28 protein-coding genes are annotated in these 24661 nt (G+C 67.6%); 12 read left to right on the forward strand and 16 right to left on the reverse strand.

Translation table 11 applies throughout. The annotated features are described in order from the left end of the window. Nucleotides 1-12: 12 nt before the first annotated feature. From crtD to cruF, 3 genes are read left to right on the forward strand one after another with little or no spacing between them, the layout of a single operon-like run. Nucleotides 13-1500 (forward strand): carotenoid 3,4-desaturase, encoded by a 1488-nt coding sequence (gene crtD, locus EGH23_RS09230; RefSeq protein WP_220579704.1) that lies wholly within the window; start codon nt 13-15, stop codon nt 1498-1500. After that, nucleotides 1497-2378, forward strand: coding sequence for a prenyltransferase (locus tag EGH23_RS09235; protein WP_220579705.1), 882 nt, complete (start codon nt 1497-1499; stop codon nt 2376-2378). The genes crtD and EGH23_RS09235 overlap by 4 nt, the downstream gene beginning before the upstream one ends. Beyond that, nucleotides 2371-3249, forward strand: coding sequence for a bisanhydrobacterioruberin hydratase (gene cruF, locus EGH23_RS09240; RefSeq protein ID WP_220579706.1), 879 nt, complete (start codon nt 2371-2373; stop codon nt 3247-3249). The genes EGH23_RS09235 and cruF overlap by 8 nt, the downstream gene beginning before the upstream one ends. Before the next feature lie 57 nt (nt 3250-3306). Here cruF and EGH23_RS09245 read toward each other — a convergent pair whose 3' ends face one another. Further along, nucleotides 3307-4095 (reverse strand): formate/nitrite transporter family protein, encoded by a 789-nt coding sequence (locus EGH23_RS09245; RefSeq protein ID WP_220579707.1) that lies wholly within the window; start codon nt 4093-4095, stop codon nt 3307-3309. A gap of 123 nt (nt 4096-4218) precedes the next feature. On the opposite strand from EGH23_RS09245, the gene EGH23_RS09250 reads away from it, so the two are divergent. Further along, nucleotides 4219-5310: an NADH:flavin oxidoreductase/NADH oxidase gene (locus tag EGH23_RS09250; RefSeq protein ID WP_220579708.1), complete on the forward strand. Its 1092-nt coding sequence runs from the start codon at nt 4219-4221 to the stop codon at nt 5308-5310. 405 nt (nt 5311-5715) lie between these two features. On the opposite strand, the gene EGH23_RS09255 is transcribed toward EGH23_RS09250, so the two are convergent. The 4 genes from EGH23_RS09255 to EGH23_RS09270 all read right to left on the reverse strand — a co-directional run bounded on the left by EGH23_RS09255 (nt 5716) and on the right by EGH23_RS09270 (nt 8102). Beyond that, nucleotides 5716-6720: a DUF368 domain-containing protein gene (locus tag EGH23_RS09255; protein WP_220579709.1), complete on the reverse strand. Its 1005-nt coding sequence runs from the start codon at nt 6718-6720 to the stop codon at nt 5716-5718. 101 nt (nt 6721-6821) lie between these two features. Continuing rightward, entirely contained in the window at nt 6822-7067 is a 246-nt protein-coding gene (locus tag EGH23_RS09260) for a DUF7127 family protein (protein ID WP_220579710.1), read from the reverse strand. A gap of 133 nt (nt 7068-7200) precedes the next feature. Beyond that, nucleotides 7201-7506 (reverse strand): SHOCT domain-containing protein, encoded by a 306-nt coding sequence (locus tag EGH23_RS09265; protein ID WP_220579711.1) that lies wholly within the window; start codon nt 7504-7506, stop codon nt 7201-7203. Between the two features lie 29 nt (nt 7507-7535). After that, nucleotides 7536-8102, reverse strand: coding sequence for a DoxX family protein (locus EGH23_RS09270; protein WP_220579712.1), 567 nt, complete (start codon nt 8100-8102; stop codon nt 7536-7538). Nucleotides 8103-8216: 114 nt separating this feature from the next. On the opposite strand from EGH23_RS09270, the gene EGH23_RS09275 reads away from it, so the two are divergent. After that, the gene (locus EGH23_RS09275; protein WP_220579713.1) at nt 8217-8567 is read left to right on the forward strand and encodes an ArsR/SmtB family transcription factor; all 351 of its coding nucleotides are present in this window, start codon (nt 8217-8219) and stop codon (nt 8565-8567) included. Between the two features lie 2 nt (nt 8568-8569). Continuing rightward, nucleotides 8570-8845 (forward strand): DUF7521 family protein, encoded by a 276-nt coding sequence (locus EGH23_RS09280; protein ID WP_220579714.1) that lies wholly within the window; start codon nt 8570-8572, stop codon nt 8843-8845. A 79-nt stretch (nt 8846-8924) separates the two neighbouring features. On the opposite strand, the gene EGH23_RS09285 is transcribed toward EGH23_RS09280, so the two are convergent. Next, on the reverse strand, nt 8925-10241 hold the full coding sequence (locus EGH23_RS09285; protein ID WP_220579715.1) for a phosphoribosylamine--glycine ligase: 1317 nt from the start codon (nt 10239-10241) through the stop codon (nt 8925-8927). A 225-nt stretch (nt 10242-10466) separates the two neighbouring features. Here EGH23_RS09285 and EGH23_RS09290 point away from each other — a divergent pair, with 225 nt between their 5' ends. Beyond that, the gene (locus EGH23_RS09290) at nt 10467-10739 is read left to right on the forward strand and encodes a DUF7553 family protein (protein ID WP_220579716.1); all 273 of its coding nucleotides are present in this window, start codon (nt 10467-10469) and stop codon (nt 10737-10739) included. Nucleotides 10740-10762: 23 nt separating this feature from the next. Here the strand turns inward: EGH23_RS09290 and EGH23_RS09295 are convergent, their stop codons facing one another. The 4 genes from EGH23_RS09295 to EGH23_RS09310 form a co-directional block, all read right to left on the reverse strand. Then, nucleotides 10763-11995 carry an ornithine cyclodeaminase, nickel-pincer nucleotide-dependent gene (locus EGH23_RS09295; RefSeq protein ID WP_220579717.1) on the reverse strand — a complete coding sequence of 411 codons (1233 nt, stop codon included), beginning with the start codon at nt 11993-11995 and terminating at the stop codon, nt 10763-10765. A 73-nt stretch (nt 11996-12068) separates the two neighbouring features. Then, a complete protein-coding gene (locus EGH23_RS09300; protein WP_220579718.1) occupies nt 12069-12455 on the reverse strand; it encodes a hypothetical protein in 387 nt (128 codons plus the stop codon). Nucleotides 12456-12505: 50 nt separating this feature from the next. After that, a complete protein-coding gene (locus tag EGH23_RS09305) occupies nt 12506-13267 on the reverse strand; it encodes a class I SAM-dependent methyltransferase (protein WP_220579719.1) in 762 nt (253 codons plus the stop codon). A gap of 3 nt (nt 13268-13270) precedes the next feature. Continuing rightward, nucleotides 13271-14155: an aldo/keto reductase gene (locus EGH23_RS09310; RefSeq protein WP_220579720.1), complete on the reverse strand. Its 885-nt coding sequence runs from the start codon at nt 14153-14155 to the stop codon at nt 13271-13273. Nucleotides 14156-14237: 82 nt separating this feature from the next. Between EGH23_RS09310 and EGH23_RS09315 the strand changes: the two genes are divergently transcribed. Beyond that, nucleotides 14238-14993, forward strand: a complete 756-nt coding sequence (locus EGH23_RS09315) for an SOS response-associated peptidase (RefSeq protein ID WP_220579721.1) — start codon at nt 14238-14240, stop codon at nt 14991-14993. A gap of 38 nt (nt 14994-15031) precedes the next feature. Here EGH23_RS09315 and EGH23_RS09320 read toward each other — a convergent pair whose 3' ends face one another. Continuing rightward, nucleotides 15032-15448: a hypothetical protein gene (locus EGH23_RS09320; protein WP_220579722.1), complete on the reverse strand. Its 417-nt coding sequence runs from the start codon at nt 15446-15448 to the stop codon at nt 15032-15034. 61 nt (nt 15449-15509) lie between these two features. Then, the gene (locus tag EGH23_RS09325; RefSeq protein ID WP_220579723.1) at nt 15510-16121 is read right to left on the reverse strand and encodes a translation initiation factor IF-2 subunit beta; all 612 of its coding nucleotides are present in this window, start codon (nt 16119-16121) and stop codon (nt 15510-15512) included. A gap of 195 nt (nt 16122-16316) precedes the next feature. Between EGH23_RS09325 and EGH23_RS09330 the strand changes: the two genes are divergently transcribed. Then, a complete protein-coding gene (locus tag EGH23_RS09330; RefSeq protein WP_220579724.1) occupies nt 16317-17630 on the forward strand; it encodes a hypothetical protein in 1314 nt (437 codons plus the stop codon). Nucleotides 17631-17691: 61 nt separating this feature from the next. Here the strand turns inward: EGH23_RS09330 and EGH23_RS09335 are convergent, their stop codons facing one another. Both EGH23_RS09335 and EGH23_RS09340 read right to left on the reverse strand, forming a co-directional pair. Next, entirely contained in the window at nt 17692-18789 is a 1098-nt protein-coding gene (locus EGH23_RS09335) for a CapA family protein (RefSeq protein WP_220579848.1), read from the reverse strand. Nucleotides 18790-18830: 41 nt separating this feature from the next. Further along, nucleotides 18831-20627: an L-aspartate oxidase gene (locus EGH23_RS09340; protein ID WP_220579725.1), complete on the reverse strand. Its 1797-nt coding sequence runs from the start codon at nt 20625-20627 to the stop codon at nt 18831-18833. Nucleotides 20628-20749: 122 nt separating this feature from the next. On the opposite strand from EGH23_RS09340, the gene EGH23_RS09345 reads away from it, so the two are divergent. Further along, nucleotides 20750-21406, forward strand: coding sequence for a sugar phosphate isomerase/epimerase family protein (locus EGH23_RS09345; RefSeq protein WP_220579726.1), 657 nt, complete (start codon nt 20750-20752; stop codon nt 21404-21406). Between the two features lie 39 nt (nt 21407-21445). Further along, entirely contained in the window at nt 21446-22555 is a 1110-nt protein-coding gene (pdhA, locus tag EGH23_RS09350) for a pyruvate dehydrogenase (acetyl-transferring) E1 component subunit alpha (protein ID WP_220579727.1), read from the forward strand. Between the two features lies 1 nt (nt 22556). Here the strand turns inward: pdhA and EGH23_RS09355 are convergent, their stop codons facing one another. After that, a complete protein-coding gene (locus EGH23_RS09355; protein ID WP_328765891.1) occupies nt 22557-23894 on the reverse strand; it encodes a cation:proton antiporter in 1338 nt (445 codons plus the stop codon). A 32-nt stretch (nt 23895-23926) separates the two neighbouring features. Between EGH23_RS09355 and EGH23_RS09360 the strand changes: the two genes are divergently transcribed. Further along, nucleotides 23927-24454: an HTH domain-containing protein gene (locus EGH23_RS09360; RefSeq protein ID WP_220579728.1), complete on the forward strand. Its 528-nt coding sequence runs from the start codon at nt 23927-23929 to the stop codon at nt 24452-24454. Between the two features lies 1 nt (nt 24455). On the opposite strand, the gene EGH23_RS09365 is transcribed toward EGH23_RS09360, so the two are convergent. Next, the gene (locus EGH23_RS09365) at nt 24456-24611 is read right to left on the reverse strand and encodes a hypothetical protein (RefSeq protein WP_220579729.1); all 156 of its coding nucleotides are present in this window, start codon (nt 24609-24611) and stop codon (nt 24456-24458) included. Nucleotides 24612-24661: the final 50 nt, after the last annotated feature.

Genomic DNA, 24661 nt, shown 5'->3' on the forward strand with positions numbered 1-24661 from the left:
CAGATGTACGTAATGAGTGACCTGTCTAGTGAGGAGGTAGTCGTCGTCGGCGGCGGGTTCGGCGGACTCTCGGCGGCCTGTTATCTCGCTGACGCCGGTGCGGAGGTGCGCCTGCTGGAGAAGAACGAGCAGTTGGGCGGCCGGGCCTCCCGGCTGGAAGCGGAGGGGTTCGAGTTCGACATGGGGCCATCGTGGTATCTGATGCCCGACGTGTTCGAGCGCTTCTTCGCCTACTTCGGGAAGGAGCCGAGCGACTTCTACGACCTCGAACGCTTAGACCCCCACTATCGAGTCTTCTTCAAGGACGGCGACCGGCTGGACGTGACCGGGAACAACGCCGAGATGCGCGAGAAGTTCGAGGCGTACGAACCCGGTGCGGCCGAGGCGTTCGACGACTACCTCGCCACCAGCGAACGGCACTACGAGACGGCCATGGAGAAGTTCGTCTACGAGGACCGCTCGCGCCTGCGCGACTGGGTCGACTTAGACGTGCTGACCGCTGCCCCCATCGGCCTCCAACTGCTCGGGTCGATGCAGGGCCACGTCGGGGACTACTTCGACCACCCGAAGCTCCAGCAGATCATGCAGTACACGCTCGTCTTTCTGGGCGGGTCGCCGAAGAACACGCCGGCGCTGTACAACATGATGAGCCACGTCGACTTCAACCTCGGCGTCTACTACCCCGAGGACGGCATCGCGTCGGTGGTCGAGGCGCTCGTCGAACTCGGCGAGGGGCTCGGCGTCACTTACGAGACGGACGCCGAAGTCGCGGAGATCGCCCGCCGGAAGGAGGGGTTCCTGGTCGAGACGGTCCACGGCGAGACGCTCCACCCGGACGAGGTGGTCGTCAACGCCGACTACGCCCACGCCGAGCGCGAACTCCTGCCCGACCACGAGCGCCAGTACGACGACGGCTACTGGGACGACCGGACCTACGCGCCGTCCGCCTTCCTCATGTACATGGGCGTCGAAGGCGACGTAGAGCCGCTCGCCCACCACACGCTCGTCCTGCCGACCGACTGGGAGCCGCACTTCGACGACATCTTCGAGGAGGCCGACTGGCCCGACGACCCGGCGTACTACCTCTGTGTCCCCTCGAAGACGGACGACAGCGTCGCGCCCGAGGGCCACTCGAACCTCTTCGTCCTCGTGCCCGTCGCGCCCGGCCTCCACGACGGCGACGCCGTCCGGGAGGAGTACCGCGAGAAGATTCTCGCCGACATCGCCGAGAACACCGGCGTCGACCTGCGCGACCGCGTCGTCTACGAGAAGCAGTTCGCCGTCTCGGACTTCGGCGAGCGGTACAACGCCACCGAGGGCACCGCGCTGGGGCTGGCCCACACGCTCCGGCAGACCGCCTTGCTCCGCCCGAACAACCGCTCGTCGGCCGTCGACGGCCTCTACTTCACGGGCTCCTTTACCACGCCCGGCATCGGGATGCCGATGTGTCTCATCAGCGGCCAGAACACGGCCGAGCGGCTCATCAGCGACCACGAATGACACTCGCCACCGACCGGCTCGCGTCGCTCGCCCCCGCCGCCGAGACGCGTCTGGGCTATCTGCTGCGCCTCTCGCGGCCGCGGTTCTGGCTCTATCAGGGCGGCCCCGTCGTCGTCGCCGTGACCTACGCGGCCGCCGGCCTCGGCGAGCTGTTCTCGCCGCTGGCCGTCGCGCTGTTCCTCTACTTCGCGCTCCCGGCGAACGTCTTCCTCTACGGCGTCAACGACGTCTTCGACCGGGACGCGGACGAGCACAACCCGAAGAAAGACGAGGGGCGCGAGGTCAGTTATCGGGGCGATTCGGTGGTCCTCGGGACGATCGTCGGCTCGGGGCTCCTCGCGGCCGCGTTCCTCCCGTGGCTCCCGACGCTCGGCGTCGTCGCACTGCTCGCGTGGGCGTTCCTCTCGGTGGAGTACTCCGCGCCGCCGCTGCGGTTCAAGACGACGCCGTTCCTCGACTCGGTCTCGAACGGCCTCTACGTCCTCCCTGGCGTCGTCGCCTACGCCGCCGTCGCGGGCGTCGCGCCGCCGACGAGCGCCGTCGCCGGGGCGTGGCTCTGGACGATGGGGATGCACACGTTCTCGGCGATCCCCGACATCGAACCCGACCGCGAGGCGGGCATCCGGACGACGGCGACGTATCTGGGCGCGTCGAGGACCTACTACTACTGCGCGGCGTGCTGGCTCGCGGCCGCCGCGACGTTCGCGCTCACGCACTGGGCGTTCGGCGCGCTCTTGCTCGTCTACCCGGTGCTCGTCTTCGGCGTCCTCGCCGCCGGCGTCGACGTCGAGGCGGCGTACTGGTGGTACCCGGCGGTCAACACGCTCGTCGGGATGGCGTTCACGCTCCTCGGCCTGTGGGTGATGCTGTATGGCTGAGTGGTGCGAGCGGTGGGCGACGTGGCTCTCGTCGGCCGACCGACAGACCGCGACCGCGCGCCTCGACGCGCTCGTCCGGGAACACCGCTTCACCATCGCCGTCGTCTTTCCCCTCGTCGGGGCGGTGACGCTGCTCGCCAGTGCCGAGGGACTGCTCCCGCCGCCGCTCGCGTACAACCCCCTCTTCGTCCTCTTCGGGACGATGGTGATGCGGTTGCCGCTGGTCGCGGGCGTCTTCCCGCTGCTCGACCGCCGTGCGACCGCCGCGCTGGTCGCGCTGACGGCGTACTCCTACGGCATCGAGCTGGTCGGCGTGCGGACCGGCTGGCCCTACGGCGAGTTCAGTTACGGCGTCGATCTGGGACCGATGCTGTTCGGGGAGGTCCCGCTGGGCCTGCCGGTGTTCTTCTTCCCGCTGGTATTGAACGCCTACCTGCTCGTCCTCCTCCTGCTCGGCCGGCGCGGCGAGTCCGCGCTCCCGCGGCTGCTGGCGACGCTCGCCGTCGTCCTGCTCGTCGACCTCGTGCTGGACCCCGGCGCGGTCGCCATCGGCTTCTGGGAGTACGACGTCGGGCAGTTCTACGGCGTCCCGTGGTCGAACTACGAGGGGTGGCTCCTCTCGGGGACCGTCGCTGTCCTGCTGTTCGACTGGGGCTTCGACCGGACCGGCCTCCGCCGTCGTCTCGAAACCTGTGAGTTCATGCTCGACGATTTGGTGAGCTTCGTCCTCCTCTGGGGCGGCATCAACCTCTTCTACGCGAACTGGGTCCCCGTCGGGTTGGCGATACTGCTCGGCGCGGGCCTGCTGTGGACCGACCGCTTCGACTTCGACCTCTCTGAGACACGTGTGGGGCAAGCGGTTCTCCGGTAACCGTCGGGTCGCTCGCTGTCCGCGCCTCCGTCCGTCTATCGGCTCGCTCCGAGCCGGTCATCCGAACGAGTCGTCGGCACCGGCCACTTCGGCGACGTGAGAGAAAGTGACGAGTCCGACTCCACCTACGAGATTTCCGGCGGTGACGGCGACGGTCGAGATAGCCAGCCTCGTCAGGGTGATGTCGGCGCCGAAGAGGACGCCGAAGAGGACGTGCAGAATAGTGACGATGACGTGGTCGAAGGGGCCGAGCGTCAGCAGCACTCCGACGACGTACGCCAGGGTCATCCGACTGCCGACGCTGTTGACGGCCGCCAAGAGGTACGAGAGCAGGGCGACGAGCGCGCCGCCGACGATGCCCTTCGCGAACTCGGCGGTCGCCGTACGGTGGGCAATCTCCTCCGCGGTGTGACGCAGTATCTCCACTGCGCCCGCTGGCAACGTGCCGTCGATGGTGAAGACGAGCGCGAACAGGCCACCGCCGACGAGGTTGAAAGCGAAGGTGAGCGTCCACAGGCGCAAGAGCGGCGTAATCGCCCGGGAATCCTCGCGGCTCACTATCGCCGATACCGGGTCGAAGAAGTTCTCGTTGAACAGCTCGGTCCGGCCGACGATGAGAAACACGAGGGCGACGCCGAAGGCGAGCGCCCCGCCGATGGCGACGATGCCGCCGTAACGCGCCGGGATCAGCGCCTCGACGATACCGAGCGCGACGATGCCGAAGACGACGGTGAACCCGGCGATGAAACTGTTCGCTACCAGTTCCAGTAGCGTCTGGTCCAGCCGCCGCTCCCCTTCCTCGGCGGCCCGCTCGAATATCTCGGCTGGGTCGGGGGCAACGGTCATACGGGAGCCCTCGCTCGGCCCCGGAAAAGGGCTATCGCCTGCTAGATACGCGTTGACCGCGACTCCCCGGCAGGGACCGCTGCCGTCCCTGCGGTTATCCGACTCGGCCGCTAACCGCCGCCGATGACAGCGCTGTTCTCTCCGCTTTCCCTGCGTGAGACGACGATACCGAACCGGATCATGGTCTCGCCGATGTGCCAGTACTCCTGCGAGGACCGCGACGGCCTCGCCACCGACTGGCACCGCACCCACCTCGGGTCGCGGGCCGTCGGCGGCGCGGGCCTCGTGATGACCGAAGCCACCGCCGTCGAGCCGCGAGGGCGCATCTCCCCCGAAGACCTCGGCATCTGGAGCGACGAGCACGCGGCGGCGCTCGAACCCATCGCCGAGTTCGTTCGCGAGCAAGGGAGCGTTCCGGCCATCCAGCTGGCCCACGCCGGCCGGAAGGCCTCGACGAGCCGCCCGTGGGAGGGCCACGACCCGCTCGGCCCCGACGAGGGCGGCTGGGACGTCGTCGGCCCGAGCGACGACCCGTGGCCCTACGAGGACGGCGAGGCTCCGAAGACGGAGAAGCTCGATCAGGACGGCATCGAGGCGGTCATCGACTCGTTCCGCGCGGCCGCCGAGCGGGCTCTCGACGCCGGCTTCGAGGTCGCGGAGGTCCACGCCGCCCACGGCTACCTCCTCCACGAGTTCTGCTCGCCCGTGACCAACCACCGCGAGGACGACTACGGCGGCGACTTCGAGGGCCGGACCCGCCTCGCCCGCGAGGTCACCGCCGCCGTTCGGGACGTGTGGCCCGACGACAAGCCCGTGTTCGTCCGCATCTCCGCGACGGACTGGCTCCCCGACCGCGAGTCGTGGACCGTCGAGGACTCGGTGCGACTGGCCGACGACCTCCGCGAGGTCGGCGCGGACCTCATCGACGTCAGCGGCGGGGCCATCGCGCCCGATTCCACGCCGCCGTACGCCGGCCCGAACTACCAACTGGAGTACGCCGAGCGGATCCGCGAGGAGACCGACTCCGATATCGGCGTCGGCACCGTCGGCGGCATCACGACCGCCCAGCAGGCCGAGGCCATCGTCGGCACCGACCGCGCCGACCTCGCCATCGTCGGCCGCGAGCACCTCCGGGATCCGTACTTCGCGCTCCACGCCGCCGAGGAACTGGGCGCTGAGGTCGAACCGCCGGTGCAGTACCACCGCGCCTTCTAGTTCGAGGCGTCGTTTTTGGGCTCCGGGTCGTAAATCGTCGAACGAGAGAACCCGTGGAGAGCCAGAAAGCCCCCGGTCGAGCGCGGCCGCTGCGTGATATGTTCTCGCTCGAATAGGGGTCGCGCAGGCGACCACGTAAACGCGCTCGGACACCGGAATACCGAAGGTCTCCCGAGCAATCGGGCGGCGAGCCGCCCGATGACGGCCCCTTTCAGTCCCTCCCTGTAGCCTGTGACACAGCCGGCACGGGTGGGAACGAAAGGGGCCGCTCGCTCGTGGAGTGAGCCGAAGTAAGCACGCGAGCGAAGTGAGCGCGCAGCGAGTCGCAGCCCACGAGCGAGCGGGGGCTTTCCGGCCGTTCGAGGTCGAAGTTACCGCTCTCTCAGCGTCGACATCTCGAACGGCTCAGATAGAGTCGAGGTCGAGGTCGACGGCGTACCAGTCCAGTATCAGGAGGAAGACCGCGCCGACGACGGCGGCACCGGCGAAGGCCAGCGCCACGTCCGTCGTGAAGCCGACCTCGGCGCTCACTTCCTGCACGGGGGCGCGGAGCGCGCCGACGACGAGGCCGACGAGGAAGGCCATCGTGGCGCGGCGGTTGCGGTCGAGCGCCCGGCGGACCACCCGCGAGATGGTGAACAGGCCGACGAGACCGCCGACCATGAACGTCACGACGACGGTCCCGTTCTCGATCACCGGCGCGAGCGGGCCGCCGGTGACCGAGGCGAGCAGCGAGTTGATGAACTCGCTGAGCGTCTCGGACATCCGGGTGTACTGCCCGAGGATGACCAGCAGGAGCGACCCGGAGATGCCGGGGAGGATCATCGCGCTGACGCCGATCGCGCCGGCGACGAAGATCAGGAGCAGGCCGCCGCCCTCCAGGAACTCGACCGGGCCGGCCAGCAGGAAGGCGAGGACGACGCCGACGACGCCCGAGACGGCCTGAAAGGCGCTTTCGAGCGATAGCTCGCGCAGCAGGATGACAGCAGAGATGGCGATGAGACCGAAGAAGAAGCCGAACAGCAGCGTCGGTGTCGACTCGCTGGCGATGTGGACGATCCGCGTGACGAGGATGACGGCGGTGAAGACGCCGACGGCCAGCGCGAGGCCGAACCAGCCGTCGATCTCCTCCCAGATGGCCAGCGCCCTGCGGACGGAGACGCCGTCATCGACCGGCAGTAACGCCGCGAGGAAGTCGACGATTCGATCGGGCGTGATGGCCGTGATCATGGCGATGAGGCGGCCGTAGATGCCCGCGATGAGGGCGATGGTTCCGCCGGAGACGCCCGGGACGGCGTCGGCGCTGCCCATGCAGATGCCGATGAGGAACGTGCGGGCCCACTCGCGTAGCGGCGGGACGGAACCACGGAGCGTCGGCAACTCCTCGGTCGTCTGGTCGGCGGTCGTCATTGTCCCCTCGTACCGCCAAGACGGTGAAAGCCCTTGTGGAGTCCGCCGAGTCGGGCGAAAAGGTGCTCGTCAGCGCGCCGTTTCGGTGTCTCGATTCTCCGTCAGGCCGCGCTCTCGACGGTGAGGATGCCGTTGTTCACCGTGACGTCGCCGCCGCCTTCGGGGAGCGGGACGTCGAACTCCGTCCGCTGTCCGGGAGCGTCGACGGCGACGATCGCTGTGTCGCCGACTATCTCGACGGTCACGGCGTCGCCCGCGGCGGGGCCGAAGTCCACCGTAACCGTCCACTGGTCTCCGTGTTCGGAACGCGAGACGTGTAGTTCGTCGGCGTCTGGAGTAGCGTTCATCGGGCAACCGTGTGTAGGTGCTACACACGGATAGGTGGACGGCTGGCATATGCCGAAGTCGGGCGTGACGGCGGCAGTAGCTCGGTTCGCCGGCGCTACCGTCGGAAAATGGGTCTCGGTCGGGTGACGCGGGTCATCTATTCGGCGCGAGGCGAGCGCGTCGGCGTTCGAACTCCTCGTCGTCGATCTCGTCGCGTGCGTACTGCTCGCGGAGGACAGCGAGCGCGCCGTCTTCGTCGCGCCTCTCGGCCCGTGAACGAGCGAGCAGCCAGTACAGCGCGGCGACGGAAAGCCCGACGACGAGTGTCGGCCAGAGTATCTCCGGACGGGGCACGGTCGCCCGCGTTAGAATACCCCCGGCGGCGACCGCCAGCGCGAGCGCGCCGAGGACGACGATCGCCAGAGAACGGGTTCCGCGAGTTCGAAGTGGGTTTTGCATGGTTCGTCTCCGTGTGCGAATCGGCGTGGTCAGCCGAGGACGTATTCGAGGACGGGGTAGCGCTCGACGAGCGCTTTGCCGCCGATCTCGTACTGTTCGATGTACGTGTCGAGTCCGAGGATGCGGCCGGCACCGAACGCCGCGACCGCGAGGAACACGAGCATGTACGCGAAGTCGCCGTTGATGAGGCCGTGGGCGATGTCCCAGTTCCCGAAGTAGAACATGAGCATCATCAGCGCGCCGAAGAACGCCGCGAGGCGGACGACCGCGCCGACGAGGAGCCCGAGGCCGATGAACAGCTCGCCCCACGGGACGGCCACGTTGGCGAACTCGACGAACCACGGCGTCGAACCCATCCACGCGAACAGGCCGGCCAGCGGGTTGCCGTTGGTCGCCGCGACGTTCGCCAGGTAGCCCCCGGAGGAGAACGGTTCTGCGGCCACGATCTTCGTGAAGCCCGAGTACGCGAACGCGTAGCCCATCATGAGTCTGAGCGCGAGGACGAACCACGCGCTGAGGCTGTGGACGCGGCCGCCGACGGTAAGCCCGCCGACCTTGCTCTCGAGTTGGTTGACGCCGGTGTTGATAGTAGACATATTCAGTTCACCTTCGACCGTATAGAGGCGAGCAGAGACCATATAACAGTGAGCCGATGTTCCCGGTCAGAAAATCGGGGTAGCTATTTGACCCTGCCCCCGGACTACCGTCGTGTGACTGCGGAGCCGAGCCCACCGGACCTCTTCGCGACGCTCGACGACGAGTACGCCCGCGACATCCTCGTGGCGACGAAGACGGAGCGACTGTCCGCGAAGGAACTCAGCGAGGAATGTGAGATGTCCCGGCCGACGGTCTCGCGGCGCGTCAACGCCCTCGTCGAACAGGGACTCCTCGAAGAGTACACCCACGTCGACCCGGGAGGCCGACACTACCGGGAGTACGAGGCGCGCCTCGAACGCGTCGAGGTGCTCCTCCGAGCGGAGGGGTTCGACGTTCAGATCGACTGGCGGCCCGACCCCGCCGACCGACTCACCTCGATCTTCCAAGAGATGCGGAGCGACTGATAATGGAACACACGCTGTTCGTCATCGCCAAGCTGTTCACGACTGCACTGGCGCTGGTCATCGCGTATCAGGCCTACCGCGGCTATCGGCGAAACGGGGCACAGTTACTGCTCTACGTCGGTTTCGGGTTCGGGTTGATCGGTCTCAGTGGCTTACTGGAGGGCGTGCTGTTCGAGGTGTTTCGCGTCACTATCTTCGAATCGGGGTTCGTCGCGGCGGTGATCGCCGCACTGGGGATGATATCCATCCTCTACGCGCTCTACGCGCCGAACCCCTGAGCGGCCGAGGCGGTACGTCAAGAGGATCGACCGCCGCAGCGGCCGTCGTCGGTGGCACCGTCTGCCGTCTGTAACTCCCCTACGTCTGCGGCCCGAGGTAGCCCCAGGCCTGCAGTCGATCGCCGTCGCCGTCGATCCACCGCTCGCCGATGTCGTCGCGGTAGTACATGTTCGGCACGACGATATCGTCGATGCGGTCGTACGCCTGCGCTCGGGCCCGTTGCATCGTCTCGCCTTTCCCCGTGACGACGAGGGGCATCCCGTTCTCGCCGGCGGCGCGCCACTGACCGTCGACGCTCTTCGCGTCTTCTACGTGAATCCCCTCGCGGCTCTCGGTCTGGAAGACGACGGCGGCGTTGCGCGAACTCTCGTCGTAGGTCTTCTCGTCGTCGAACGGGAAGGGGGGAAGGACGATGCGGACGCCGATCTGGTAGCCGTTGTGCACGTCGAGCTCGGGGCCGTTCCCGTGTGCGAGGTCGTAGAAGAACCGGCCGGTCGGCGACTCGAAGGACTCCTCTTGGAGCGCGATGGTCGGGTACCCGAACCGCGGGGTGAACTCCAGCGGGTAGATGCCGGTCTCGTTGACGATGCAGTTGATGTCGATACTCCCGACGTAGCCCTCCTCGGCGAGCCAGTCTTCGAGCTTCCCGAACGTCTCCTCGAACAGTTTGTTCCGCCCGCCCCAGAACATCGACGTGCCCATCTCGCCCGTCGACGGGCCGATGTTCCCCGGGAACAGTTTCTTGTGCTCGAAGTTGAAGTTGACCTGGTCGACGAACCCCTCGCCGTCGAAGAACCCACAGATGGCGATCTCCACGCCCTCGACCTTCCGCTGGAGCTGGAAGCCCTTCATCCGGTGGCCCCACGCTTTCTTGTAGGCACGAAGGACGTCAACGACGTCGCTGCCGTCGTCCTCGTTGCCGACGTAGAGGAGTCGCTTGACGTTCTGCACCTCGCCGAGCGGTTTGATCACGTACGGCGCGGGATTCTCTCGGACGTGCTGGATACCGGCGTCGAACTCCTCGAAGACGTGGTGTTCGACGGTGTTCACGCCGTGGCCTTCGAGAACCTCCATCGCGTACCCCCGGTCCTCTTCGAGCCGGTCGGTGTTCGGCGTGCCGCCGACGACCGCTTTCCCCCGCTCGCGGAGCTCTTGGGCGAGCGCACCAGTGCCGATGTCTGAACCGACCCAGATGTCGTCGAAGACGATCACGTCGGCCCACTCTACCTCAGCGCGCCAGTCGTCCGTCTTCGGAACGAACCCGTTGCCGATTTCTTTGTCCGATTCGGCTTCGATGTAGTACTTCACGTCGTGGCCTTCTTGATGGACTTGCCAGGCCAGGTCGGTTATCAGCGCGGCGTCGGCCGAGACGAAGAGAAAGCGCTTCGATTCCATAGCTCCGCTTCACGCAGCGGAGACTTGAGTGTGGGTTACTGCATCGCGACACGCGACGAGTGACTATCTTGCCGGTAGCCCGGTCGCTCGTGCCCACGCCGGCGGGGGGCCGAGCGGATTTACGCCCCTTCCGTCGCCGTCACCGGCCGTCGCTCGTCGTCTGGGACAGGCGCAGGATTCTCCACGACGGGAACCGTTTTATCCCTCTTGGGAGAACCGCCGACTATGACGCGCGAAGAACTCGCAACGGCCAGCGACTTGCTCGAATCCGCCGCCGAGGAGACGGACAGTGACGATGCCGGCGAACGCCTCTCGGAACTCGCCGACCAACTAGAGCACCTCTCGGCGGCCGACCGGGGCCCCGACCACGGCCGCCTCGCCCGCATCCAGTCGGCGCTCGACGAGATCGCCGGCGGGGACGGCGACGACGTGGCCGAGACGCTCGACGACGCCGACGACAAGATCAACGAGTACCGCTCGGACCTCGAAGGCGTCTGAGGCGACGCGGTCGCGATCTGCGACTATTCTGCCGTCTCGACCAGTTTCTCGGCTAGCATCGGGACGAACGTGCCGATGTCGGTGACCATCCCGACGGCCTGCGCCGAACCGCGGTCGAGCAGTTGCGTGACCGTCGCGGGGTTGATGTCGACGCAGACGACCCGCGTGGTCGAGGGGAGGCAGTTGCCGACGGCGACCGAGTGCAAGAGCGTCGAGAGCATCAGCACCATGTCGGCCTCGTGGGCCTGTTCGCGGATGGCGTTCTGGGCCTCGACGGCGTCGGTGATGGTGTCCGGAAGCGGGCCGTCGTCCCGGATCGACCCCGCCAGCACGAACGGGCGGTCGTTCTCGACGCACTCGTACATGACGCCCGATTCGATGGCTCCCGACTCGACGGCCTCGGGGATGGAGCCCTCGCGGATGACCTCGCTGATGGTGTAGATGTGGTGTTTGTGGCCGTGGCGGGCGTGGTCCAGCGTCTCGGTGTCGACGCCGAGCGACGTGCCGTAGAGGTCGCGCTCGATGTCGTGGACGGCGAAGCCGTTGCCGGCCGAGAGCATGTCGACGTACCCCTCGCGGACCAGTCGCGCGAGTTCCTCGCGGGCACCCGAGTGGATGAGCGCGGGGCCGCAGACGGCCAGCACCTTCCCGCCCTCCTTCTTCGTCTCCTCGATGGCGTTGGCTATCTTCTCGATGGTGGACTCGGAGGGGCGCTCCGAGGAGACGCCGCCCTGCATGAAGCCGAACGCGCCGCCGGAATCGCGGGGGCGTTCGGGCGGTTCGACCTTGATGCCGGTGTCGCCGGTGACGATGCGGTCGCCCTCCTCGACGGCGTTGAGGACCTTGGTGTAGGCGCGGGGGTAGTCGCCGTCCTCCACGACCACTGCACAGTCCATCTCGATGTTCTCGACGCTGATCCACTCGCCGTCGTAGCGGACGTACGTCGGGTGGTTCGTCGTCGAGTAGAAGCCGTGGGGGACGACCTGGTCGGCGGGCGCGGGTTCCAGCGTGGCGTCCTTGGGATCGGCGGGGTTCGCGCCGTTCTGGTGCAGTTCGTGGATGATCGACTGCAGGTGCGCGGGGTCGTCGGCCTCGACGAGGAGTCGGGCGTAGGATTCGTCTTCCTTGTGGCGGCCGATGTCGAACTCCTCGACGGAGAACGACCCGCCCATGTCCATCACGATGCCGAAACAGGCCTGCATCATCCCGGAGTCGATGATGTGACCCGACAGCTCCACCTCACGAGAGACGGTCATGGACGGGAAATGGGGGCAATCGGGTAAGACGGTTTTGGGTCCGCGATAGCCCTCGTCCCGCCGTCTCGGCGCGCTACGTCGCGTCGACTCGGCGCTCGACGGTCCACTGACAGTCGGCGTCGGCCGCCCGCAGTCGGTCATAGAACCGCCGTAGGCCGTCGGGTTCGGTCGTCGGGAGGACGTGCAGGCGGACGGTCCCGTCGCGGACGGCCACGCGGAACACGTCGGCCGTCTCCTCGTCGCGGACCAGCCACAGCGGCATCGGCAGGTCGTGGAAGTCGCCGTAGCGGTACGGCCCGTCGGCGAGGAGGCCGCGCACCGTCGCGGCGAGTTCCGGCGTCGCTCGCTCCTCGCCGGGGACGAGTTCGAACTCCGTACCGCCCTCGTACTCGACCCCCTCGTCGTAGGGGTAGCGGCGTTTCGGGTGGGCGGGAATCGAGAACGACGGCTCGGTCGTCATGCGGCTTGGTGACACGTTAGGTCGCCATCCCGTTTAAAGTCGCGGGCGGATCATGCCGGGTCGGGGTCTCCCGACAGCGTCATCGCGACGCTGTACATCCGGCCGACCGATTCGGAGCCGATGGTCGCTTCCAGTTCGTCGGCCCGTTCTACGAGCGGATCGCCCAGTTCCGGCGGGAGCCGCGCGGCGGCGTCGCGGACCGCCGCGGCGTGCGCCGAGAGGTGGCTCGCGGTCCACGGCACCGGGTCGAGCAACGTCTTCTGCCGGTCGAAACTCCAGCCGTGGCCGGCGAACAGCCGGCGGAGGAACCGAGCCGGGTAGAAAGAGAGAGCGGGTCGACCGTCAGCGAGTTCCGTAGCGGCGTTCTCAACGGCGAAGAGCGCTCGAACGGCGGCGTCGTCGGGGAGCGGCGCGTAGTCGTCGACGACGAGCTGTGCCCCCGGCGAGGCGACGCGGGTGAGTGCGGCGGCGATCGAATCCAGCGCGGCGGGTGCGAGGACGTTGCAGAGTCCGTGAGCGGTGACGAGGTCGACGGCGTCGCTGCGCAGCGGCGTCTCTCGGAGGTCGGCCTTGACGACGACCAGTCGGTCGGCCGCCGCTCCGCACCGCTCGCGCACCGTCCGGGCGTGGTCGGCGTCGTCGGTGACGGCGTAGACGCGCTCTGCGCCTGCCGCCAGTAGCCCCGCGGTAGTGTTACCGACGCCGGCCCCGGCCTCCAGACAGACGCGGCCCTCGATCGGTCTGTCGGCCAGCGCCGCCTCGACCGTCTGCGGGACGCTCGCCGTTTCCGCTCCGCCGTTCCCGCTCGCCACGGTTCAGTGGTGGAGCTGTTCGGGAACCGGGCTGTCGTCGTGTCGCGCTTCCTCGACGAGCGATCGCTGTGCGGCCTCGTCCATCCCGTCGTAGCGCGAGGCGGCGTCCACGACCATCGTCACGAGCTTCGGGTCGCCCGGCGAGACGACCGTCGTCAGGCCCTGCGAGGCCGCGAAGTCGAAGCGGTCGCGGATGGTCTCGGGCGTATCGACCGGTTCGTACCAGTTCGCGTACGGGCGGTCTTCCTCGGCGAGTTCGGAGGTGGGCGGCCACGACCCCTTCGCGAAGGCCTTGATGCCGAGCGTGCCGATGTCCTCCTCCTCGGCCCGCTCCAAGACGGCTTCGTAGTCGTGTTCGCCGTCCTCTTTCGCGACGACGACGGGGTTCAGCGGGAACATCACCGTCTCCAGGTCGTCGATGCGATCGATGGCCGAGCGGATGAGGTCGGGGTCGCCGTGGCTCGTCAGGCCGAGGTGGTCTATCTTCCCGTCGTCCATCGCGTCTCGGACCGCCGCCAGCGCGCCGTCGTCGCCCGTGATCTCCTCCAGTTCGGACTCGTACTCCAGCCCGTGGATCTGGTAGAGGTCGATGGTATCGATTCCCAGTCTGTCGAGCGAGCGGTCGATTTTCGCCGCCGCGCCGTCGTAGTCCCGCTCCTGGGTCTTACAGCCGAGGAAGATGTCCTCGCGGTGCTGGCGGAGTTTCGGCCCGAGTTTGAGTTCGGCGTCGCCGTAGGTCGGCGCGACGTCGAAGTGGTTGACGCCGTGGTCGAGGACGTGTTCGACCATCTGGTTCGCGCCCTCCTGTTCGAGCCAGTTGAGCGCGATGGTCCCGAACGTCGCGACCGTGCTGTCGTGGCCTGTCGTGCCGAGCGGTCGAGTCTCCATATCGGGCACTCGGGCCGGACGCGCAAAACTGTTCGGCGGTCCGCGGCGAGGACTTTTGCGCGTCGCCGCCCTCCCTTCGGGTATGTGTGGCCGCTATAGCCTGTTCGCGCCGCCCGACGAGATCGAGGAGCGCTTCGACGCCACGTTCGACTTCGAGTTCGAACCGCGTTACAACGCCGCGCCGAGTCAGCCGCTGCCCGTCGTCACGACCGAGGAACCCGACACCATCCAGCGGATGGAGTGGGGCCTCGTCCCGACGTGGGCCGAGAACCGCTCGGACCACGCCTACATCAACGCCCGCGCCGAGACGCTCGCCGAGAAGCGCTCGTTCGCCGACGCTTACGAATCGCGGAGATGTCTGGTGCCCGCCAACGGGTTCTACGAGTGGAAGGAGAGCGCGGAACGGAGTTCCGCGGATAGTCGAGCGGCGAAGCCGCGAGACAGCGGCGGGAACAAGCAGCCCTACCGCGTCTGTCTCCCCGACGACGACCTGTTCGCGATGGCCGGCCTCTACGAGCGGTGGAAACCGCCGCAGCGACAGTCGGAACTGGGCGAGTACGGAGCGAATACGGCCAACGGCGAGGACGGCGAAGACGACGTCGTGGAGACGTTCACCATCGTGACTACGGAACCGAACGACGCGGTGCGGGACCTCCACCATCGGATGGCCGTCGTGCTCGCGCCCGGCGAGGAGGAGACGTGGCTCACGGGCGAGACGAACGAGGCGGCGGATCTGCTCGACCCGTACGACGGCCCGATGCGGACTTACCCCATCTCGACGGCGGTCAACAGCCCGAGTAACGACTCGCCGGAGATCATCGACGAAGTGCAGGTGTAGCGTCGCTCGCAGAGCGCGTCTTCTACTATAAGCCGGGCTTAGCGGATAAATTCGTGCGGATTAGTATCTTCCGTGAGCACGCGGGAGTCGTCGTCTCCGTTCTCGAAAACCTCGCCGGACAGCAGTAAGTAGAGCGAGCTGCCGACCCACAGGAAGATACCGGCGAGTGGAACGGCGATCTCGCTCCCAGAGAGCAACGGAAGTACCTGCACGATGGCGAGCCCAGCAAAGCAGCCGATCCCGAGCCACCTCCCCCACGGCTTTCGGTAACCGATGCCGACGCCCGCGGGAACGAGCAACAGGCCGAGGGCGAGCCGACTGCCGCCGAGGACGAGCGTGCCGATGCTGATAGCGGAGAGGAGCGTGATGATGCCGGAGGCAGTGTGGACCAAACCGAAGACACAGGCGAGGACGGCGAGCAGAGATAGCGCTCGCGCGTCGCTGTTCGATGCCATGTCCGCGAATCGAACGGGTGAAATAAAGCTCTAGTGGGCGCGGAAATGAGAGCGAGCGGTCTCAGGCGACGCGGCCGAACGCCAGCGTCCCGCTGATGCTGTCGATGTAGGCCTCGACGACCTGTCCCTCGCGCGCGCCGGAGACGAAGATGGTGTACTTGCCCTTCTCGGCGACGCCGTCGCCCTCGCGGCCGGTGCCGGTGATCTTGACCTCGTAGGTCTCGCCCTCTTCGAGCGTGGGCGTCTGCTGTTGGGTCGTGTTGGTCGCGCCCTTCTGGACCGGGCGGAAGGCACCGCAGGCCTGACAGCGGAGCATGTCGACGCCGTCCTCGGTCTTGAGGACGGTGTCGGGCAGGCCGCACTCCGAACAGGTGACGTACTCGGCGACGTAGGCGTCGATGGCCGCCTGGAAGTCGCCCTCGTCGAACGAGCCGTTGTATCGGGCCTGGTCGCCGTCGAACTGGCCGTTGGTCCCGAACTCGCGCTGGATGGCGCGGTGGAGGTGCTGGGCGTCCCGCGAGAGCGCGTCGGAGATCGAACTGAGGTTGGTCAGCCGGGTGAACGCCCCGTCAGTCTGCCACTCGGGGTCCGGGATCGAGAGGCGGTCGCCGGCCTCTCTGGGCTGGTCTGGCAGCACGTCGTATGCGCGGTCGAGCGCCGCTTCGTAGTTCATATCTGCTAGAGAGGAGTCCGACGTATATGCGTTCTGTGATAGCCGCTGTCAGCGCGCCGACTCGGTAGTCGCTTCGACACACATAGTGACCGAGCGGCCGGTAAGCCCGGCTTCGCTGGCGATACGGTCGCCGTACCGAAAGTCGACGAGGCTATGTTGGTCATAACAAACCCCGGCTCTCGGCTTGCTCCCCCCATGGTGAACGACCCACCATTGAATCAGTCGCGTAGAGCGTTCCTGAAGACGACCGGACTCGCCGTCGGCGGACTCGGGGCTGCCGGCACCGCGAGCGCACACGACGACAATGACCACGACCGATACGTCGTCAAGCAGGGCGACCGATGTTTCCGAGTCAAGCCGCTGAAAGGCCACAAGCGGGTCGAGAAATTCTACAAGTGGGGGGAATCGGAGCGGTACTTCAGTTCTACCGGAACGAAAGCCCTCCAGCGAAAGGATACGAGCATCCTATTTCTCTACGACGGCCCAAAGGGACTCAGCCTCGTCATCGTTCACGGCTCGTTGAAAGACGGGAGCGACGGCGGCGCGGTCTCGTTCAAGATTAAGGACATCCCACGGAAGGCCAAGTGGGTCGTCAAGGACGATTACTACGACAGCGACAGCAACTACGACCGCTGGGACATCGAGAAGCGCTCGGCGGAGATCGACTGGACCTGGGACGAGGAGCGGACCGACGGCGGCGCGCTCCACGGCCTCGACGTCGACGACCTCGATCTGACCATCTATCCGAAGTTCAACAAAGACGCGGAGCTGTACGGGAAGCACTACGACGGGCGCGTCAAGCGTTGGGAGGTGCTCTCCGGCGACCGGAAGGACCCGGACCGCTACGAACTGAAACGCGACAAGAAGGTCCGTCTCAAGCGCGGGCGGTGTGACGACGACGACCATCGTCACGACGACGATGACGATTGGGACGATCACGATAAGGACGACGATCGCCACGACGACTACGACAAGGACGACCACGACGACAAGAAGGACCGAGATAAGGACGACCACGACGACGAGAAGGACTACGACGACGAGAAGGACTACGAAGACTACGACGACAAGAAGGACCGAGATAAGGACGACCACGACGACGAGAAGGACTACGACGACGAGAAGGACGACGAAGACTACGACGACAAGAAGGACCGAGATAAGGACAAAGACCACGATAAGGACTACGGCGACAAAGACGACGAGGATCGAGACCACGACAAGGATCGAGATAAGGACGACGACAAAGACTACGACGACGATAAAGACGACAAGAAGGACGACGACAAAGACTACGACGACGATAAAGACGACAAGAAGGACGGAGACCGTCACGACGATGAGGGCGGGAAGGGCGACGACAACGGCGAGAAGAACGGTCGGAAAAAGGGCGGCGACGAGAACGGCAAAGAGAACGGCGGCGACAAGGGCAAGAAGAAAGGGTGGGAGAAGGACAACGGCGGCAAGAAGGGCCAGAAGCAGAAGAAAGGGAAGGAAAGCGACGACTGAAGGGCCGTCGGCCCGCTCGCGTGGCACGGAAAGCGCGGGGCCGCTGAACCGCGATCTCTTTTCAGCACCCGCCGAGCGGGATTCTGAGTCCGTCGCCGCGACGCTCGACGGGCGTCTCGAAGGGTGCCGACAGGGCACGCATTCGGTCGCGAAGCCACCGAGCGGCCGTCTCGACGGCGGGCGTGACGCGCTCGCGCTGGATTTCCACCGGGACGAGATCCAGCGCGGCCAGTTCGCCGCCCTCGACGACGAGTTCGAACAGGAAGCTCCGGTCGTTGTGCAGTCCGTCCTTGACGACGTAGTCGTCGACGAAGTCGCCGGCGTCGTAGATTATCGGCCGGCCCTCGTAGGTCTCGACGCCCTGAATCACGTGGGCGCTGTGGCCGTGAACCACGTCGGCTCCGCGGTCGATCAGCCAGCGGGCGAACGACCGCTGGGCCTCGGCGGGTTCGACCACCCAGTTCGGTCCCCAGTGGAGCGAGACGACGAGGAGGTCGGGGTCCCGCTCGCGCGCTCGCACCACCGCGTCGCCGACCCAGTTTCTGGTCAGTCTGTCGGCGGGTTTCAGCGGAGCGTAGGCCGATCCGGCGGCGTCCGAGCGAGCGGCGTAGCTCGGCGACTGGTCGGTCGCGGCGACGACGGTTATTTCGAGGTCGCCGACGGCGAACGTGGCCGGTTCGAACGCGGCCTCCCTGTCGCGTCCCGCGCCGGCAGTCGGGATACCGGCGTCGTCGAGGTGCGAGAGCGTATCGGTGAGCGCCGTCGGGCCGAAGTCGAGGACGTGGTTGTTCGCCAAACTCGCGAACGCCGTCCCGGCGCGTTCGAGGGCGGGGATCGCCCAGCCGGGATGCGCGCGGAAGTAGTATTCCCGGCCGGGGCGGCGCTCTCCGCGGGCGGAGACGCAACACTCCAGGTTCAACAGCAGGCCGTCCAGCGCGTCCAGACGGCCGGCCATCCCGTCCCAGACGCCGCCGGGGTCCTCGCGCCAGCGGTCGTTCACGTTCCGGCCCAGCATCACGTCGCCGACGAAGCCCAGCCGCACCGTCTCACCGGTCGAGACCGGGGCCGGACACGCGGTCTCGACCTCGCTGACGCGGCCCAGACAGCCGCCGAACGCGGCGAGCGACGAGGCGAGGACGGCTCTTCGGGTCGGCGTCACGTCCCGACTGATGCGTCGGGCCCCCTTGAACGTCGGCGTCGTCACTCGAGGTGATGGTAGTCGAGTTCGTGTCCCTCGTCGAGGGCCGCCTGCACCGCGTCGCTGGGCTCGGGGACGCCGCGGGTCGACAGCTCGAGACCGATGTCCCCGTCGTCGACGAGGACGTTGCGCCGCCAGTCGGTGGCTATCTCGGGGAAGTCCGTGCGGTAGTGCGCTCCGCGGGACTCCTCGCGTTCGAGCGCGGCCCGAAGGATCGCTTCGGCTATCGTCAGACTGAACGAGAGGTCGACCGCGAACTCGAAGTCGCGACCGGTGCGGCCGCCCTCCACGCGGAGGTCGGCGGTCGCGGCGCGAATCTCGTCGAGTCGCTCCAACCCCGTCCGAAGCGACGCCTCCTCGCGAAGGATGCCGGCGTGGTCCCACAGCAGGTTCCCCAGTTCTCCGAGGAGAGTCTGCGGAGCGACGTCGCCGTCGCTCGCGGCGAGGGCGGCCATCGACGCGAACTCGCGGTCGGCGAGCGCGCGCATCTCCTCGGGGAGCGCCGGGTCCTCGTCTATCGACTGCGACGCGACGTGCTCGCCGACCAACTTCCCGATGGCGACCGTCTCGGCCAGCGAGTTCCCGCCGAGCCGGTTCGCGCCGTGGACGCCCGCGACCGTCTCGCCGACGGCGTACAGGCCGTCGACGCCCGTCTCGCCGGTCCGGAAGTCGATGTCGACGCCGCCCATCGAGTAGTGGGCGGTCGGTGCCACCTCTATCGGCTCCTCGGTGATGTCGACGCCGAGTTCCGCGAAGCGCTCGTACATCCGCGGCAGTCGCTCTCTCACGTACTCGTCGTCCCGGTGCGAGATGTCCAGGTAAACCCCGCCGTTCTCGGTGCCGCGGCCCTCGCGGACCTCCCGCGCGATGGCGCGGGCGACCACGTCGCGGGCATCCAGTTCCATCTGGTCGGGAGAGTATCGCTCCATGAAGCGCTCGCCGTCGGTGTTGAACAGGCGACCACCCTCGCCCCGGACCGCCTCGGTCACGAGTCGCCCGTCCCAGTCCTCGCCGTAGCGGTCGCCGACCATCCCGGTGGGGTGGAACTGGACGAACTCCGCGTCGAGCAGCGAGGCCCCGGCCTGCAACGCGAGCGCGGGGCCGTCGCCGTTGTTCTCTGCGTCCCGCGAGGAGTGGCGCTTGTAGAGCGCGGAGTAGCCGCCCGCGGCCAACACCACGTGGTCGGCCGAGAAACAGACGAACTCGCCGCTCCCCATGTCGTAGGCCACCGCGCCGTGGACTCGCTCCCCGTCAGAGAGCAGTCGAGTCACCATGACGTTCTCTCGGTAGGGAATCGAGAGGGACTGCGCCTTCTCGACGAGCGCCTCGAGCATCGCCTCGCCGGTCCGGTCGCCGACGAAGCAGGTGCGCCGGAACGACTGCGCCCCGAAGTATCGCTGGTTGATCTTCCCGTCCTCGGTCCGGTCGAAGGGCATTCCCCACTCGTCCAGTTCCCGGACGCGGTCGGGCATGTGCTCGGTCGTCAGCTCGACCGCATCCGGGTCGTTGATATGGTGACCCTCGTTGAGCGTGTCTGCCGCGTGAATCGTCCAGTCGTCTTCCGGGTCGAGCGACCCCAGCGCGGCGTTGATACCGCCCGCCGCCCACGTCGTGTGGGCGTCCCCGTGGCCCCGCTTGCCGATGACGAGCGGTTCGACGCCGGCCTCGGCCAGCGCGATAGCGACGCGGGCACCCGCCGCGCCCGCGCCCACGACGAGTACCGGTACCGACACCGACTCGTAGTCGACGTCGTCCGCGTCGATTCGCCGCTCCGCGTCCGCTCCGCGGTGGTTTCGCATGTCTCTCGCTAGGGGTCGAAGTAGGTTAAGTGCCCCGCGCGCACACGTGTACGGGCCACGTATTGGTCTCTTAGACGGCGCGTGCCTATCCTTTAGGTGAAGACACCGCGTAGCGAGTAGCGATGCACCTCCTCGGCAAGTGTCCGCCGGACGAAGCGGAACTCGCTGCGGCGGCCGAACGCGGCTTCGAGAGCGTCGAACTCCACCTCCGCGAGCGAGACTTAGAGGACGTGACGGCGACGGCCGAGACGGTCGAACGGTCCCCGGTGGACGCCGCCGCGGTCCACACGCTCCACGCCCGCCCGGACGAGGAACGACCCTTCCGCCGCAGCGACGAACTGGCCCGCCGCCTCGACGCGCTGCTGGTCGTCCACAGCCAGTACGCCTTACACACCCACGTCGACGACCTCGAAGCGTACGACTTCGCCGCGCCCTACGCCTACGAGAACAACCCCGGCGCGAGCGCGTTTCACCTCGAAAACCTCCTGCTGGACCGCGGGCACTCTCTCGTCCTCGACACCGCGCACCTCTACCTCTCCGAAGCGGACTACGAGAGCGCACTTCGGGACCTCTTGGAGGATCACGGCGACAAGATTCCGTTGATCCACTTCAACGACGCCACTCGAATCGAGGACGGACTGGCGTTCGGCGACGGTGAGATGGCCCTCGAACAGACCGCTCACCTGCTGGACGAGCACTACGACGGCCCGGTCGTCCTCGAAGTGATGCCCGACGCGCAGGCCGACGCCCGCCGGGCGGTCGCCGAGTGGCTCTCGTAGCGCACCTTTTTCCCGGTCTGTTTCGTCTGTCCCGACAGCATGGCCGCCGACGTTCTCGACCGAGCGCCCGAAGACCGCGTGCAGGTACTCGACGCCGACGGCGAGGTCGTCGCCCCCTCGCTCGTCCCGGCCCTCGACGACGAGACGCTCGTCTCGATGTACCGGGACATGCGCTTCGCCCGGCGATTCAACGAGCGCATGATAAACCTCCAGCGACAGGGCCGACTCGGAACCTACGCCTCGATGGCCGGACAAGAGGGGTCTCAGATCGGCTCGACGTACGCGCTGGCCGACGAGGACACGCTCTTCTACCAGTACCGCGAGCACGGCGCGCTCGTCGCCCGCGGCCTCCCGTGGGAGTACCTGCTGTACTGGATGGGCCACGAGCGGGGCAACGCGGCGCTGGCCGACGTCAACGTCTTCCCGCTCAACATCTCCATCGCCGGCCACGTCCCCCACGCCGTCGGGTGGTCGTGGGCGGCGAAGAAGCGCGGCGACGACCGCGCGGGCGTGGTCCACTTCGGCGACGGCGCGACCAGCGAGGGGGACGTCCACGAGGCGATGAACTTCGCCGGCGTCTTCGACACGCCGACGCTCTTCTTCTGTAACAACAACCAGTGGGCCATCTCGGTCCCGCGCGAGCGCCAGACCGCGAGCGCGACCATCGCCGAGAAGGCGCGGGCGTACGGCTTCGACGGCGTGCAGGTCGACGGGATGGACCCGCTGGCGACGTACGTCGTCACCGAGGCGGCCCGGGAGCGGGCGCTCGACCCCGCCGACGGCGCGGCCCGTCCGACGCTGATCGAGGCCGTGCAGTACCGCTTCGGCGCACACACGACCGCCGACGACCCCGACGTGTACCGCGACGAGGACGAGGTAGAGGAGTGGCGCGAGAAGGACCCGCTGGCCCGCTTCGGCGCCTTCCTCTGGGACCGAGGGCTGCTGGACCGCGAGCGGCTGGACGCGATGAACGAGGAGATCGAGTCGACGCTCGCGGATATCGTCGACCGGGCCGAGGCGGCCGCCGCCGACCCGCGGGACCTCTTCGCCGACGTCTACGCCGAACCGACCGACGAGCTGCTCGCCCAGCGCGAGTACCTGGAGGAACTCCGCGAGCGTCACGGCGACGAGACCCTGCTGGACGAGTGAGTCAGTAGGCCGACTCCGCGGGCAGGCGCTCGACGGCCCGTCTGAGCAGCGGGGGCGTCATCACCGAGGTCGCGATGGCGACGAGGACGACGACGGCGTACAGGAGCGGCGTGAGGACGCCGAGAGCGAGACCGGCGGCGGCGACGACGATCTCCATCGCTCCCCGGGCGTTGAGACCGATGGCGAGGCAGGCGGTCTCCGCCCGCGTCAGCTCCGTCAGCGCGGCCCCGAGGGCGACGCCGACCACCTTCCCGAGGATAGCGACGACCAGCGCCGCGACGGCGATGGCCGCGGCGGCGGGGTCGGCGAGAACGGTCAGATCGACCTCCAGGCCGGCGGTCGCGAAGAACAGCGGGGCGAACAGCCCGAGCGTCACGAGGTGGAGGACGCGCTCGGTCTCGGCGTCCGACCGGGGGCCGACGAGGAGACCGGCCAGAAACGCGCCGACGACGGCCACCAGCCCCAGTCCGACCCCGGCGGCGGTCACCGCGAACCCGACGATGAGGACGACGGCGAATTCGCTCAGGACCGGCGAGCGAGCGCGGGCGGCGAGTGCCCCGAGCCTGTCGACGACCGGCCGACCGACGGCGAGGACGACGAGCGCGAACGCCGCGAGGAGGGCGACGATCTCGAGGACCGCGACTGTGTCGACGCCGCCGCTACGGACCAGTTCGGCGACGACCGTCAGGGTGATCCACCCGATAGCGTCGACGACGACGGCGACGGTGAGCGTCAGTTGCCCCACCGCGCGGTCGATCACGTCGAGGTCGACCAGCACGCGGGCAGCGACCGGGAGCGCCGAGATGCTGAGCGCGGTGCCCAGGAACAGCGCGAGGCCGAGTCGCTGAGACGGGGCGGGGAGGTACGCCGTCGGGAGTGCGAACCCCAGCGCGACTCCGCCGAGGAACGGGACGAGGGTCGCCCCGGCGGCGACGGCGACGGTGGGACCGAGCGATCCGCGAATCCGCGACGGGTCGACCTCGGTGCCGGCGAGCACGACGAGCAGGACGAGGCCGAGCGACGCGAGCCCCGCGACCCCGTCGTCGAGCGGGAGGAGGGCCGCGACGGCCGCGGGCGCGATCGCGCCCAGTATCGAGGGACCGAGGACGAGCCCGGTGAGGAGTTCGCCGACGACCGGGGCGAATCCGACGCGGTCGCTGAGCGCGCCGAGCGCGTGGGCGACCGCCAGGATCAGCGTGAGACTGGCGAGAAAGTGCAGTAGGGGCCCGGGTTCGCCGACCATGAAGTCGTAGAGAACCGCCGGCGTCTTGAAACTCGGCCGGTGCCGCGGCGTCGCCGGCGAGGTGACGACACCGCGCTGCTCAGGATGCGTATCCACACATCTATCATCCCCGTCGTGGTACAGCCAGTATGGTCCAGATCGACCTGACCAGCAGTCAGGAGCAGACGCTCACGTCGCTGGTCAATCGGCATCGTGAGGCGGAGGGCCCGGTCAAGGGCCAGACCGTCGCTGACGAGGTCGACCGGAGTCTGGGAACCGTCCAGAATCAGATGCAGAGCCTCGCGCAACTGGGTCTCGTCGACAGCGTCTCCGGACCCGAAGGCGGCTACGTCCCGACGGACCTCGCGTACGACGCCCTGGGACGCGACCCGCTCGAAGAGACGGAGTCGATGCGGATGGCCCACGAGTACGAGCGGCTCGACGTCACGGTAGACCGCATCACGCTCAGCGGCGTCCACCACCCCGAGCAGTGTCGCGCGCAGGTCCACCTCCAGCAGTCCGTCGGGCAGTTCGACGTCGGACAGGCCGTCGCGGTCGGGCCGACGCCGCAGTACGGTCTCGTCGTCTTGGGCGAGATCGCGGCCGTCGACGACACGAGCAACACGCTGATACTCGAGGTCGCACAGATGGAAGCGCCGGTCGAAGCGCCGGAGTGAGCTACCGATTCCACTCGTAGAACCACCAGACGCTCCCCAGCAAGAGCAGCCCCGCGCCGAGCGCGGAGGTCGCCGGTTCGGGGAATATGAACAGCACGAAGCCGACGAGGAGCATCGTTGCCGGTCCGAATTCGTCGAAGTGATCGCTGAGTGCCATCGGCCGGCCGTACACGCCGTGCCGACAAAGAACTTCTTGGTCCGTCTCGC

It is taken from the genome of Haloarcula nitratireducens (assembly GCF_019599505.1).

Excerpts from the sequence above, each read along its gene's own strand:
- crtD (WP_220579704.1), top strand. The coding sequence starts at position 13 with ATGAGTGACCTGTCTAGTGAGGAGGTAGTCGTCGTCGGCGGCGGGTTC.
- EGH23_RS09235 (WP_220579705.1), top strand. The coding sequence starts at position 1,497 with ATGACACTCGCCACCGACCGGCTCGCGTCGCTCGCCCCCGCCGCCGAG.
- cruF (WP_220579706.1), top strand. The coding sequence starts at position 2,371 with ATGGCTGAGTGGTGCGAGCGGTGGGCGACGTGGCTCTCGTCGGCCGAC.
- EGH23_RS09245 (WP_220579707.1), bottom strand. The coding sequence starts at position 4,095 with ATGACCGTTGCCCCCGACCCAGCCGAGATATTCGAGCGGGCCGCCGAG.
- EGH23_RS09250 (WP_220579708.1), top strand. The coding sequence starts at position 4,219 with ATGACAGCGCTGTTCTCTCCGCTTTCCCTGCGTGAGACGACGATACCG.
- EGH23_RS09255 (WP_220579709.1), bottom strand. The coding sequence starts at position 6,720 with ATGACGACCGCCGACCAGACGACCGAGGAGTTGCCGACGCTCCGTGGT.
- EGH23_RS09260 (WP_220579710.1), bottom strand. The coding sequence starts at position 7,067 with ATGAACGCTACTCCAGACGCCGACGAACTACACGTCTCGCGTTCCGAA.
- EGH23_RS09265 (WP_220579711.1), bottom strand. The coding sequence starts at position 7,506 with ATGCAAAACCCACTTCGAACTCGCGGAACCCGTTCTCTGGCGATCGTC.
- EGH23_RS09270 (WP_220579712.1), bottom strand. The coding sequence starts at position 8,102 with ATGTCTACTATCAACACCGGCGTCAACCAACTCGAGAGCAAGGTCGGC.
- EGH23_RS09280 (WP_220579714.1), top strand. The coding sequence starts at position 8,570 with ATGGAACACACGCTGTTCGTCATCGCCAAGCTGTTCACGACTGCACTG.
- EGH23_RS09285 (WP_220579715.1), bottom strand. The coding sequence starts at position 10,241 with ATGGAATCGAAGCGCTTTCTCTTCGTCTCGGCCGACGCCGCGCTGATA.
- EGH23_RS09290 (WP_220579716.1), top strand. The coding sequence starts at position 10,467 with ATGACGCGCGAAGAACTCGCAACGGCCAGCGACTTGCTCGAATCCGCC.
- EGH23_RS09295 (WP_220579717.1), bottom strand. The coding sequence starts at position 11,995 with ATGACCGTCTCTCGTGAGGTGGAGCTGTCGGGTCACATCATCGACTCC.
- EGH23_RS09300 (WP_220579718.1), bottom strand. The coding sequence starts at position 12,455 with ATGACGACCGAGCCGTCGTTCTCGATTCCCGCCCACCCGAAACGCCGC.
- EGH23_RS09310 (WP_220579720.1), bottom strand. The coding sequence starts at position 14,155 with ATGGAGACTCGACCGCTCGGCACGACAGGCCACGACAGCACGGTCGCG.
- EGH23_RS09315 (WP_220579721.1), top strand. The coding sequence starts at position 14,238 with ATGTGTGGCCGCTATAGCCTGTTCGCGCCGCCCGACGAGATCGAGGAG.
- EGH23_RS09320 (WP_220579722.1), bottom strand. The coding sequence starts at position 15,448 with ATGGCATCGAACAGCGACGCGCGAGCGCTATCTCTGCTCGCCGTCCTC.
- EGH23_RS09325 (WP_220579723.1), bottom strand. The coding sequence starts at position 16,121 with ATGAACTACGAAGCGGCGCTCGACCGCGCATACGACGTGCTGCCAGAC.
- EGH23_RS09330 (WP_220579724.1), top strand. The coding sequence starts at position 16,317 with ATGGTGAACGACCCACCATTGAATCAGTCGCGTAGAGCGTTCCTGAAG.
- EGH23_RS09340 (WP_220579725.1), bottom strand. The coding sequence starts at position 20,627 with ATGCGAAACCACCGCGGAGCGGACGCGGAGCGGCGAATCGACGCGGAC.
- EGH23_RS09345 (WP_220579726.1), top strand. The coding sequence starts at position 20,750 with ATGCACCTCCTCGGCAAGTGTCCGCCGGACGAAGCGGAACTCGCTGCG.
- pdhA (WP_220579727.1), top strand. The coding sequence starts at position 21,446 with ATGGCCGCCGACGTTCTCGACCGAGCGCCCGAAGACCGCGTGCAGGTA.
- EGH23_RS09360 (WP_220579728.1), top strand. The coding sequence starts at position 23,927 with ATGGTCCAGATCGACCTGACCAGCAGTCAGGAGCAGACGCTCACGTCG.
- EGH23_RS09365 (WP_220579729.1), bottom strand. The coding sequence starts at position 24,611 with ATGGCACTCAGCGATCACTTCGACGAATTCGGACCGGCAACGATGCTC.